This is a genomic window from Mesobacterium pallidum, from assembly GCF_019966535.1.
GTDB classification, from domain to species: Bacteria; Pseudomonadota; Alphaproteobacteria; order Rhodobacterales; family Rhodobacteraceae; genus Mesobacterium; species Mesobacterium pallidum.
Genome location: NZ_JAIMID010000043.1, coordinates 1 through 10,171, shown reverse-complemented (window position 1 = coordinate 10,171; position 10,171 = coordinate 1). Strand labels below are relative to the sequence as shown.

The window sequence follows — 10,171 nt, the reverse complement described above, 5'->3', positions numbered from 1 at the left end:
AAGATCAGACATGTTCACCGCTCGTTTTTGAGCCGTGAATCACGCCACCAAGCGGAAATCAATAGGTCCTGACCCTAGGATGAATAAGATATGCTTAACTGATATCTTGACCTTGTCCCTAAACGTTGAGATCACCCAGGCGACCAATACCAAAACGAGACAAAATGCAACTCGCAGCCCCTCGGAGGGAACCGCACCGACGAGGAGAGTTGCGCCACCCGAGGCCAAAAGTATCAAGGAAATCGAGATTAAAGACTTGATATCGCTCATCGAAAGTTCCGCTTGCCCAGTTGGTTTCAAAATGCTGTTTCTAGAAAATCTGCATCGCTGAACGCGTGGGAGGTATCCACTCCACTCCGCTCAGATCCGGAACGAAATCCCCCCGCAGTCGCCGCGCGTTCCACGCCTCGACCCCTTCCAGAAGCCACTCAAGATGCTGCGGATTTTCCATGCCCTGCCCACGCGCCCCAATACGGGCCAAAGCTGCGCAGACACGCGGGGCGTGTCAAGCGATCAGCCCCGCGTCGAACGCCGCAGCATGTCCACCGTATCGGGATGGCGCAGCAGCGATTCCTGCACGTCATAGGCTTCGCGCAGGGACCCGTCGTGCACCGACAGGCCCGCGGCCAGGTCCTGCGGCAGCGCCTGGCGGGTGCGGGTGTCGACCAGCAGGGATTCGGCGGCGATGCCTTCGGCATAGATGATCTGATGATCGTCAAAGAGCAGCTGGAAGTAATCGACAAAGCCGCCCTCGACCTGCACCACGTCGCGGCCGTTGACCAGGTGGCGCGCACGGACCAGCACTTCGGACCGGCCGGCGCCCAGCGTGTCGCGGCGCTGGTAGATGAAGAGGCGGTGATCGGGGCTGACCACCAGGTCGCGGCTGTTGTTCAACGCGCCCGCGCGGATCAGGATCGGGCTGAACTCGCCCGTGGCGCGGGTCGTGGCCTGGCCGATCCAGCGCACCTCCTGCGGGCCGTCGTCGCGGGTCAGCACCCGGTCGCCTACGCTGAGCTCTTCGATCGGACGCTGCGCGCCGCCCGCCAGGGTGATATGCGTGCCGCGGGTAAAGCTGACGCAGGCGACCTGGGCGAATTTCTGCCGCGCGGTGCTGCGGTCGCAGCCGACCAGAACGTAATCGACATCCGGGTAGAGCGGGGCCAGGGGCAGGGCCCAGGCCTCGGCCACGCAGCCGGTGTCGTCCACGGCGACCAGCACGATGGCTTCCTGCGTCTGGCCGTCGCCGGACATGAAGGTCACGGTGCTGTCGAGGAAGACGCTTTGCCCCGGCACGCCGGCCGCGCTGTGGGCGGCCACGATGTAGTGATCGCCGACGGGTTCCAGCGACAGGATCGCGCGGGTGGCATGGGGCGTGAGGGCATAGACATCGTCGGGCATCAGCTCATCCGCGAACCCCAGCGGGTCACCAAGATTCGCGCCGTTGACCACGCGGATGTGGTCGGCCGCGTAGACCGGGATCGCCTGTGCCATGGATTTGTCCGGCGAATGCGCCATGATGGGTGCCTTTGCTGCGGGTCGCGGCTGTCTTGGACCGAAGCCTAGGGTAGGATTGTGGCCCGGCTTGGTCAATCGGGGGGCAATTGCTGGCATTTCCCGCCGCGTCGGTGTTTTCTGGCGCCGGAACACGGGAACGAAAGGACCGAAGACATGGATCTGGGGATCAAGGGAAAGCGCGCGCTGGTCTGCGCATCGTCCAAGGGGCTGGGCCGCGGCTGCGCCGAGGCGCTGGCGGCCGAGGGCGTGAGCCTCGTCATGAACGCCCGCGGGGCCGAGGCGCTGGAGGCCACGGCCCAGGCGATCCGCGACGCCCATGGCGTCGAGGTGATCACCGTCGCCGCCGACATCACGACCGAAGAGGGCCGGGCCGAGGTGCTCGAGGCGGCCGGCCAGGTCGATATCCTGGTGACCAACGCGGGCGGCCCGCCCCCGGGCATGTGGCCCGACTGGACTCGGGACGATTTCATCAAGGCGCTCGATGCCAACATGCTGACGCCCATCGCGCTGATGCAGGCGACGCTGCCAGGCATGATGGAGCGGGGCTGGGGCCGCGTCGTCAACATCACCTCGCAATCGGTCAAGTCGCCCATCGGCGTGCTGGGCCTGTCGAACTCGGCCCGCACGGGGCTTACGGGCTTCGTCGCCGGCACCGCGCGGCAGGTCTGCGACAAGGGCGTGATCATCAACAACCTGCTGCCCGGCATCCACGACACCGACCGGGCCAAGAGCCTCGACACCGGGGTCTCGGAACAGCAGGGCATCAGCATCGACGAGGCCAAGGCGCAACGCTGCGCCACGATCCCAGTCCACCGCTACGGCACCCGGGACGAGTTCGGCGCCACCTGCGCCTTCCTCTGCTCGCAGCACGTGGGCTTCATGGTCGGGCAGAACATCCTGCTCGACGGCGGCGCGCTGCCCTACACGCTCTGACCGGCGGCCACGGTTTCGCAACTGATCTGTCGGCGCCGGCCAAAAGGCCCGCGCCGACAGATGCCTCCGGCGGAGGTATTTGAGAAACAATGAAGACCGGGACCGCGCTTCGTCTTCATTGTTTTCCAAAAACCTCGGGGGGAGGGAGCCCTGGCTCCCGGGGGGCTGGCCCCCCATGCCCGGCCAGCCACGGGCGCAGCGGTCAGGGCAGCAGGCTCAGCCAGAACCAGGCAGTCAGCAGCGACAGGGACGTGGCGGCCAGCACGCTCGTGGCCGCGACGCGCTTTGCCCGGCCATACATATTGGCAAAGACATAGGCGTTGATCCCCGGCGCCATGGCCGAGGTCAGCACGGCCGAGCGCATCGCCCCTGTGCCCAGCCCGAAGACCTGCGACAGCGTCCAGGTGACCGATGGGTGGACCAGCAAGGACAGGGCGCAGACCATGGCGATGGCACGGGTGTCCCCTTCGGGCCGGTACTGGACCAGCACGCCGCCCATGCCGAAGAGCGCGATGGGCAGGGCGGTGGGGATGATCATGCCGACGGCATCCTCGACCACGCCCGGCAGGGGGATCGAGGCAAAATTGAACACGAACCCGGCGGCGATCCCGATCACCAGCACGTTCTTGAACATCGCCGCCAGCACCTTCTGCGGCGAGGCACGAACGCCGGAAGTGCGGGCGCGGGCGATCTCCATCGCGGTGATGCCGACGCCGTAGCAGAAGGGCGCATGCAGGGCTATGATCGCGTAGTTCGGCTCGAGCGCACCGGGGCCGAAGGCGCGTTCGGTGATCGCGAGGCCCAGCATCAGCGAGTTGGAGAAGAGCGCGCCGAAGGCGATGGCCACGCTGTCCTCGGTGTCGCGTTTCAACCAGAGCCGCGCGCCGAGGTAGCCGAGGCCGAAGGCCACGATGGCGCCGGTGTAGAAGGCGATAAGCAGCGGCCAGTGGAAGGCCGCGCCCAGGTCCAGGTTGCGGATCGCGTTGAACAGCAGGATCGGGAAGGCGAAGTTCTGCGCGAAGCGCATCAGCCCGTCGACCGCCTCGGCCGGGAAGAAGCGGGACCAGACGGCGAGGTACCCCGCGCCGATCACCAGGAAGACGGGCAGGATGACGTCGATCAGCGCCTGCATGGGTCAGGCGTCAAAGCGCAGCACCATCCCGTCATGGGCGGGCTGGACATGTTCGGGCGTCTCGCGCGCGATGGTGTCGAAGTCGATGTCGATATGCATGTTGGTCAGCACGCCGCGGCGCGGGGCCACGCGGTCGATCCATTCCAGGGTCTGCGCGACATGGGAATGGGTCGGGTGCGGCGTGTAGCGCAGCGCATCGACGACAAAGGTGTCGACGCCCGAGAGCGCGGCAAAGGCCGCCTCGTTCATCGTCGCCACGTCCGGCAGGTAGCCAAGCGGGCCGATGCGGAACCCCAGCGCGTCGATGGATCCGTGGTTCACGCGGAAGGGCTTGAAGGCGATCGCGCCGCCCGCGCCGGCGATCTCGAACCCGTCATCGAGGATCGTGTGCATGTCGAGGATCGGGGGATAGAGGCTGCCTTCGGGCTGCACGAAGGCATAGGCAAAGCGCGACAGCAGCGACTCCTGGGTGTCGCCATCGGCCCAGGCGGGCAGGCGTTTGCGCATGTTGAACACGACCTGCCGCAGGTCGTCGAGCCCGTGCACATGGTCGGCATGGGCATGGGTCCAGACCACGGCGTCAAGCTCGCCGATCCCGGCGGTCAGCAACTGTTCACGCATGTCGGGCGAGGTGTCGATGAGCACGCGGGTGATCCCGTCGCCCGTTTCGCGTTCGACCAGGACCGAACAACGGCGGCGCCGGTTCTTCGGGTTTTCGGGATCGCAGGCGCCCCAATGGCCGCCAAGGCGCGGCACGCCGCCCGAGGAGCCGCAGCCGAGGATGGTAAAGCGCAGCTCGGCCATCAGGCGGGCCTCCAGGCGGCGGCCTTGGCGAAGAGCCGGTCGAAATTGGCTTCGGTCGCGGCGGCGAAGTCCTCGTAGCTGATCCCGAAGGTCTCGGCCCCGACGCGGGCGGTATGGGCGGTGTAGGCCGGCTCGTTCCGCTTGCCGCGATGGGGCGGCGGCGCGAGGTAGGGGCTGTCGGTCTCGACCAGGATCCGGTCGAGCGGGGCGGCGGCGAAGATGTCGCGAAGCTCCTGGCTTTTGGGAAAGGCGGCGATGCCGGACATCGACAGGTAGAACCCGAGGTCGAGCGCGGCGCGGGCCAGCCCGGCCGAGGAGGAAAAACAATGCATCACGCAGCTGTAGGGCTGCGCGCGGTAGCCCTCGGCCAGGATGCGGGCCATGTCGTCATCTGCGGCGCGGGCGTGGATGATCAAAGGCAGGCCGGTCTCCTGCGCGGCCTCGATATGGATGCGCAGGCTCTGTTTCTGCACCTCGGCGCTGTCGGCGGTGTAGTGGTAGTCGAGGCCGGTTTCGCCGATGCCGACGAATTTCGGATGCTGCGCCAGGGCCTTGATCTCATCGACGCTGATCATCGGCTCTTCGGCCGCGCGCATCGGGTGGATACCGGCGGCGTAGAAGACCGCCTCATGCGCCTCGGCCAGGGCACGGACCTTCGGTTCGTTGCGCAGGCGGGTGCAGATGGTGACCATGCGGTGCACGCCGGCCTCGGCCGCCCGGGCGACCAGGGCCTCCTGCTCCCCGTCGAAATCGGGGAAGTCGATGTGGCAATGGCTGTCGGTGATCAAAGCGGTCATGGGCACGTCCTTTGCCCATCGGTAAACCGGATTTCGCCGGGACGTGCAAGGCGGCGGCCGGGGCGGAAAATTCTTCTGACGAAGAATTTTCAGGTGGTGCGCGTGACGCAGGGCAGGGCGCCGCAAAATTCTTCGTGAGAAGAATTTTGGGGGTCAGGCGTCGGCGGTGGCCTGCAGCTTGAAGAAGGTGTCGAGCACCAGCGAGGCCGGATCGATGTTCACCGCGCGGCCATGGGCCATGCGGGCGGTCGTCGCCTGTGCGGCCTCGGCCCAGGCGCGGGCCGCGCGGGGGACGGGCGCGAGGCGGGCAAAGGCCGCCGCCTCGCCGGGCGCGGCCTCCGGCAGGGGCTGGCCAAGGGCCGCCGAGCGGGCGAGGCGCGACAGGGACAGGTCGAAGAGGTGCAGGAACAGCGGGAACTTCTCGCCCGACCTGGCGGCGGCCAGCTCGGCCAGCGCCAGCGCGCGGCCGCGGTCAAGACGGGGCAGGGAGCCGAGCACCGCGACGATCTCGGCGTAAATCGGCAGGCCGCCCTCGTTCACCAGCCGCACCGCTTCGCCCACCGAACCGGCCGAAAGCTCGGTCAGGGCCGAGGTGTCGTCGGGCAGCGCGATGCCCGCCTGGTCCAACGCGGCGCGCATCGGCTCGGGGCCAAGCGGGCCCAGGCGCAGCTCGCGGCAGCGCGAGCGGATCGTCGGCAGCAGCCGCGCGGGCTGGTGGGCGATCAGCAGCAGCGTGGTGCGGGCGGGCGGTTCCTCGAGCAGTTTCAGGATCGCGTTGGCCGAGGACACGTTCAGGTCATCCGCCGAATCCACGATCACCACGCGCCGCCCGCCATCGGCGGCCGAGAGCGAAAAGAAGCCCTTGAGCTTGCGCACCTCGGTCACGCGGATCTCGTCCGAGATCCGGTCGCCCTTGTCGTTCGGGCCGCGGCGCAGCAGGAACAGGCCGGGTTCGGTCAGCGCGCGCATCCGGGTCGCGACCGGGTGATCATATGCGATATCAAGGGTTTCGGGCGGGGGTGGGGCGCCAAAGAGCCCGTCGTCCTCCACCGGCGGCGTGGCCAGCAGAAACCGCGCGATGCGCCAGGCCAGCGTCGCCTTGCCGGTGCCGCGCAGGCCGGTCAGAAGCCAGCCATGGTGCAGCCGGCCGGTGGTATAGGCCTCGAGGAAATCCGCCTCGGCCCGCGCCTGGCCGAAGAGCTGCGCCGTATCTCGCGGATGCGGCGCGCCGGGCAGGCGGTCGGGTTCGGGCAGGTCGGACGGGTCGCTCATGCGGTGGCGCCGTCAAAGGCCGCGACGGTGTCGGCCACGCGCGCGGCCACCGTATCCTCGGTGCCGGCGCCGTCGATCACGTGGAACCGGCCCGGCGAAGCCTCCGCCAGCGACAGGAATCCCGCCCGCATCTTGCGTTGCAGCTCGATGCCGAAATCCTCGAAGCGTTCCTCGGCCGTGCGGCGCGACTTGGCGCGGGTCAGCCCTTCGTCCGGGTCCATGTCGATCAGCACGGTCAGGTCCGGCTCGCGCCCGATCATCAACGCGTGCAGCTGGTTCACCAGGTCCAGCAGGTCACCGCGCGACAGCCCCTGGTACATCCGCGTGCTGTCGGCAAAGCGGTCGCAGACCACCCATTTTCCAGCGGCGAGGGCCGGCAGGATCGTCCGCTCCATGTGGTCGCGCCGGGCGGCGGTGAACAGCAGGATCTCGGTCTCGGGCGACCAGCGGTCCGGATCGCCCTGCAGCACAAGCGCGCGGATCTCCTCCGCCCCCGGGCTGCCACCGGGCTCGCGCGTCAGCACCACGTCATGGCCAAGGCCGCGCAGATGCGCGGCCAGGCGCCTAGCCTGCGTGGACTTGCCCGAGCCGTCGATCCCCTCGAAGGTGATGAACCGGCCCGCCCCGGGCGTGCTCACGAGGTTTCGCCCAGCCGCTTGAGCAGCAGCGAGGCGACCGTCTGCACCCGTTGCAGGAACCCGGCCGCGGGCACGGCGCGGTCGGTGACCAGCGGCACCTCGATCTCGGGCAGCCCCTCGGGGCGCAGGATCAGCCGGCCGCGTTCCTCGCCCTGGGCCACCGGAGCCTCGAAGGGGCCATTGAAGACGACCTCGGCCTTGACCGCGTTGCCGCCCAGCACGGGCAGCAGCAGCTCAACATCCTTGGTGGGCACGAGGCCGACCTCGGACTCGGCGCCCATCCAGACCTGCGCCTCGGCCACGACCGTGCCGGCCTGGATCACCGTGGCCCTGGAAAATTGCCGGAACGCCCAGTTGACGATCGACTCGGCCTCTTCGGCGCGTCCGCGCTCGGTCTCGATCCCCGAGATGACGAAGATCACCCGCCGGTCGCCCTGCACGGCTGACCCGACAAGGCCATAGCCGGCCTCTTGCGTATGGCCGGTCTTGAGCCCGTCGGCGCCGATGTTCAGCGCCAGCAGCGGGTTGCGGTTGCGCTTGTTCTGCGGGGCGCGGCCGTCGAAGGCGAACTCCGTCTCGGCGAACATCGGGTAATATTGCGGGAAATCCTCGATGATGTGCCGCGCCAGCAACGCCAGGTCGCGCATCGACATCACGTGGCCGTCCGCCGGCCAGCCGTTCGAATTCTTGAAGACGGACGAGGTCATGCCCAGCTCCTGCGCGCGCTGGGTCATGTAGCGGGCAAACCCGGCCTCGGTCCCGTCGGGGCTGAGCGCCTCGGCGATCACCGCGCAGGCGTCGTTGCCCGACAGCACGATGATCCCGCGCAACAGGTCCTCGACCCGCACCCGGTCAGTGGTGTCGAGGAACATGGTCGAGCCGCCGTAGGACATGGCGTGCTGGCTGACCGGCAGCCGGGTGTCGAGCGTCAGGTGACCGTCGCGCAGCGCCTCGAAGGCGACGTACAGCGTCATCAGCTTGGACATCGACGCCGGCGGCAGAGGCTGGTCGGCATTCTTGGCCAGCAGGATCGTATCCGTCCCCTGGTCGAGGATGAAGGCCGAAGAGGCCCGCGTGTCGAAGGCCGAGGCGGGCAGGGCCAGCCCCAGGGTCAGGGCCGCGGTGGCGGCAAGGCGCGTCAGGGTCGAGAGCATGGCAGTTGCTCCTTGTCTGCGGGGTCGCACCGGGCGGCCCTCGGGTCAGGTCGGCCCACGGGGGGCGTCTTGTCAGAAGCGGCCCGGGGGCGGGCCGCCAGGGTCAGTTCGACACGGCATAGGCGTCGGTAAAGCCCATGCCCTTGATCTTGTTCAACAACGTCGTGCGCTCGCCGCTGGACTGGGCAGGGCCCACCAGCACGCGCCAGAAGGTCTTGCCCGAGGACGAGGATTTCTTGACCGTGGGGACCATGCCGTTCTGGCGCATGGATTCCGCGGTGTCGTTGGCGTTCTGCTCGACCGAGAAGATGCCGATCTGCAGGTAGGGCTTGTCGAGGCTCGAGGCCTTGGGCGTCGCGGCGGGTTTCGGGGCCGGGGCAGCCACCGGGGTCACCGCGGCCGGCTCGGGCGCCGCGTCGATGGCCGCCGCGGCGGTCGCGGCCGGGTCGACCGGGTCCAGCGCCGCCGAGGCGATGGCCGCCGGGGCCGCCACGGTCTCGGTGGTCTCGGCCTCGGCCGGATCTGGGGCCTGCTCCACCTCTTCGCGGCGCAGCGCGGTCACGTTGAGGTTGTTGGGCTTGCCGGCCAGCATGCCAAGCGCGGCCGCCGCGTCCGAGCTGACCTGCAGGCGCGGCCCGGTGCTTTCACGCTCGCGCCGGAACAGCGCACCGATCACGAACTTGCCGTTGGCGGTGTTGCGGATGATCACCCGCTCGGGGTCGGTGACGTCCGGGTAGGCGACCCAGACGCCGCCCAGAGAGGGGCGCCCGTCCCAGAGGCCGGCCTCGGTCACCTGGAAGACGTCCGGCGCCTCGACGTCGCGCTCGACCAGTCGGGTGGACTGGCTGTCGCCGCCCGCCGTCTCGGTGCCGGCGTCGCGTTTCTGGAAGAGGTTGAATTCGCCGCCTTCTTCGCATCCCGCAAGCGCCAGCGCGCCCACCAGGGCGATACCTGCGCGCAAGCGCCACGGGGCGGTCCGTCGTTGGATCTGCGTCGGTTTCATGCCTTGCCCTTATGCCTGACGGGCCCGGTGTATCGGACGGGGGCCCCTGCGTTCCTTGCCGGTTGATCCGGTCTCATTCGGGCCCGCTGCGCGGACCTGCGCGCAGATTAGCCGCCCTTGCGCCGCCTGAAAAGGGAGGGCCGGCGATATGGGCGGATTTTCGTGCCGCGCCGCCCCTTTCAGAATCGCGCGCTCGCCGCTAGAGGGTCAGAACCGCCCGCGAAGGAGCGGCAGCGTGGTCGATTGCGCCGGTCTTGATAACGAATGCGGATGAGTGGCCGAGTGGTCTAAGGCACTGGTCTTGAAAACCAGCGAACCGAAAGGTTCCGTGGGTTCGAATCCCACCTCATCCGCCAATAATTTCAATGACCTAGAGGCAGGCCGCGCCACCCGCGAAGACCCTGCTGCAAGCCCGCTCCATGCTGGAGGTTCAGGGCGGCGGGACTTATGCGGTGCGGTCAGGATGTAGCGAATGTGCGGCACCTGGCACGGTTCTGCCGCAGGCACGTGCACATCATGAATGCGCTGACAGCGCCTTGCCTCCGACACCGTCATGCCGTCAAGCTTGGCCTTCCAGTCATAGGAGGTGCCTTCCGACAGGCCGTGCGTCCGGCACAGGTCAGAATAATTCGCAGCTGTGTATCGGCCTGGCTGTTTGATCCCACGGTTTGATGGTGTGGTCGGTTCCAAGGGATGGATCGCCTATGGGACACGGTCGTCACGGGAGCGCCACGACCACGTACGGCGTCAGAGCAGCGGTACAGCGATCGGAAACTTCGCTCGCGACGTTGAGCCGGGAGCTCGGGATCAATCTCGCAGTGGTTGCGACGTGGCGCAAACGACAGAGGTCACGTCCGTCAAGGTGGTGTAATTTCCCGGATGGCCTGAGGGCATGATCAGGCGGCTTTCGTTGTTATGCTGAG

Annotated in this window: 10 protein-coding genes, 1 tRNA gene and 2 pseudogenes; 3 read left to right on the top strand and 10 right to left on the bottom strand. The window is 67.9% G+C overall.

Translation table 11 applies throughout. From position 1 onward, the window contains the following. Positions 1-39 precede the first annotated feature (39 nt). Both MF270_RS27850 and MF270_RS27845 read right to left on the bottom strand, forming a co-directional pair. The gene (locus MF270_RS27850; protein WP_238368833.1) at positions 40-270 is read right to left on the bottom strand and encodes a hypothetical protein; all 231 of its coding nucleotides are present in this window, start codon (positions 268-270) and stop codon (positions 40-42) included. Positions 271-513: 243 nt separating this feature from the next. Then, positions 514-1,491, bottom strand: coding sequence for a Hint domain-containing protein (locus MF270_RS27845; protein ID WP_238368832.1), 978 nt, complete (start codon positions 1,489-1,491; stop codon positions 514-516). 177 nt (positions 1,492-1,668) lie between these two features. Between MF270_RS27845 and MF270_RS27840 the strand changes: the two genes are divergently transcribed. Continuing rightward, positions 1,669-2,448 (top strand): SDR family oxidoreductase, encoded by a 780-nt coding sequence (locus MF270_RS27840; protein ID WP_238368831.1) that lies wholly within the window; start codon positions 1,669-1,671, stop codon positions 2,446-2,448. A gap of 202 nt (positions 2,449-2,650) precedes the next feature. On the opposite strand, the gene MF270_RS27835 is transcribed toward MF270_RS27840, so the two are convergent. The 7 genes from MF270_RS27835 to MF270_RS27805 form a co-directional block, all read right to left on the bottom strand. Further along, positions 2,651-3,580 carry an AEC family transporter gene (locus tag MF270_RS27835; RefSeq protein ID WP_238368830.1) on the bottom strand — a complete coding sequence of 310 codons (930 nt, stop codon included), beginning with the start codon at positions 3,578-3,580 and terminating at the stop codon, positions 2,651-2,653. A 3-nt stretch (positions 3,581-3,583) separates the two neighbouring features. Further along, positions 3,584-4,384 carry an MBL fold metallo-hydrolase gene (locus MF270_RS27830; RefSeq protein WP_238368829.1) on the bottom strand — a complete coding sequence of 267 codons (801 nt, stop codon included), beginning with the start codon at positions 4,382-4,384 and terminating at the stop codon, positions 3,584-3,586. Then, positions 4,384-5,181 (bottom strand): TatD family hydrolase, encoded by a 798-nt coding sequence (locus tag MF270_RS27825; protein ID WP_238368828.1) that lies wholly within the window; start codon positions 5,179-5,181, stop codon positions 4,384-4,386. Before MF270_RS27825 ends, MF270_RS27830 begins: the two co-directional genes overlap by 1 nt. Positions 5,182-5,334: 153 nt before the next feature. Continuing rightward, positions 5,335-6,453, bottom strand: a complete 1,119-nt coding sequence (locus tag MF270_RS27820) for a DNA polymerase III subunit delta' (protein ID WP_238368827.1) — start codon at positions 6,451-6,453, stop codon at positions 5,335-5,337. After that, on the bottom strand, positions 6,450-7,091 hold the full coding sequence (gene tmk / locus MF270_RS27815; RefSeq protein WP_238368826.1) for a dTMP kinase: 642 nt from the start codon (positions 7,089-7,091) through the stop codon (positions 6,450-6,452). Before tmk ends, MF270_RS27820 begins: the two co-directional genes overlap by 4 nt. Beyond that, positions 7,088-8,245, bottom strand: coding sequence for a D-alanyl-D-alanine carboxypeptidase family protein (locus MF270_RS27810; RefSeq protein WP_238368825.1), 1,158 nt, complete (start codon positions 8,243-8,245; stop codon positions 7,088-7,090). Before MF270_RS27810 ends, tmk begins: the two co-directional genes overlap by 4 nt. 103 nt (positions 8,246-8,348) lie before the next feature. Then, positions 8,349-9,248 (bottom strand): SPOR domain-containing protein, encoded by a 900-nt coding sequence (locus tag MF270_RS27805; RefSeq protein WP_238368824.1) that lies wholly within the window; start codon positions 9,246-9,248, stop codon positions 8,349-8,351. Positions 9,249-9,516: 268 nt separating this feature from the next. Here MF270_RS27805 and MF270_RS27800 point away from each other — a divergent pair. Then, positions 9,517-9,604: transfer RNA gene (locus MF270_RS27800), tRNA-Ser, on the top strand. A 157-nt stretch (positions 9,605-9,761) separates the two neighbouring features. Here MF270_RS27800 and MF270_RS27795 read toward each other — a convergent pair. Then, positions 9,762-9,881, bottom strand: a pseudogene (locus MF270_RS27795) (transposase); the annotation flags it as partial. A 71-nt stretch (positions 9,882-9,952) separates the two neighbouring features. Between MF270_RS27795 and MF270_RS28490 the strand changes: the two are divergent. Next, positions 9,953-10,093, top strand: a pseudogene (locus MF270_RS28490) (IS481 family transposase); the annotation flags it as partial. Positions 10,094-10,171: the final 78 nt, after the last annotated feature.

Excerpts from the sequence above, each read along its gene's own strand:
- MF270_RS27850 (WP_238368833.1), bottom strand. The coding sequence starts at position 270 with ATGAGCGATATCAAGTCTTTAATCTCGATTTCCTTGATACTTTTGGCC.
- MF270_RS27845 (WP_238368832.1), bottom strand. The coding sequence starts at position 1,491 with ATGGCACAGGCGATCCCGGTCTACGCGGCCGACCACATCCGCGTGGTC.
- MF270_RS27840 (WP_238368831.1), top strand. The coding sequence starts at position 1,669 with ATGGATCTGGGGATCAAGGGAAAGCGCGCGCTGGTCTGCGCATCGTCC.
- MF270_RS27835 (WP_238368830.1), bottom strand. The coding sequence starts at position 3,580 with ATGCAGGCGCTGATCGACGTCATCCTGCCCGTCTTCCTGGTGATCGGC.
- MF270_RS27830 (WP_238368829.1), bottom strand. The coding sequence starts at position 4,384 with ATGGCCGAGCTGCGCTTTACCATCCTCGGCTGCGGCTCCTCGGGCGGC.
- MF270_RS27825 (WP_238368828.1), bottom strand. The coding sequence starts at position 5,181 with ATGACCGCTTTGATCACCGACAGCCATTGCCACATCGACTTCCCCGAT.
- MF270_RS27820 (WP_238368827.1), bottom strand. The coding sequence starts at position 6,453 with ATGAGCGACCCGTCCGACCTGCCCGAACCCGACCGCCTGCCCGGCGCG.
- MF270_RS27810 (WP_238368825.1), bottom strand. The coding sequence starts at position 8,245 with ATGCTCTCGACCCTGACGCGCCTTGCCGCCACCGCGGCCCTGACCCTG.
- MF270_RS27805 (WP_238368824.1), bottom strand. The coding sequence starts at position 9,248 with ATGAAACCGACGCAGATCCAACGACGGACCGCCCCGTGGCGCTTGCGC.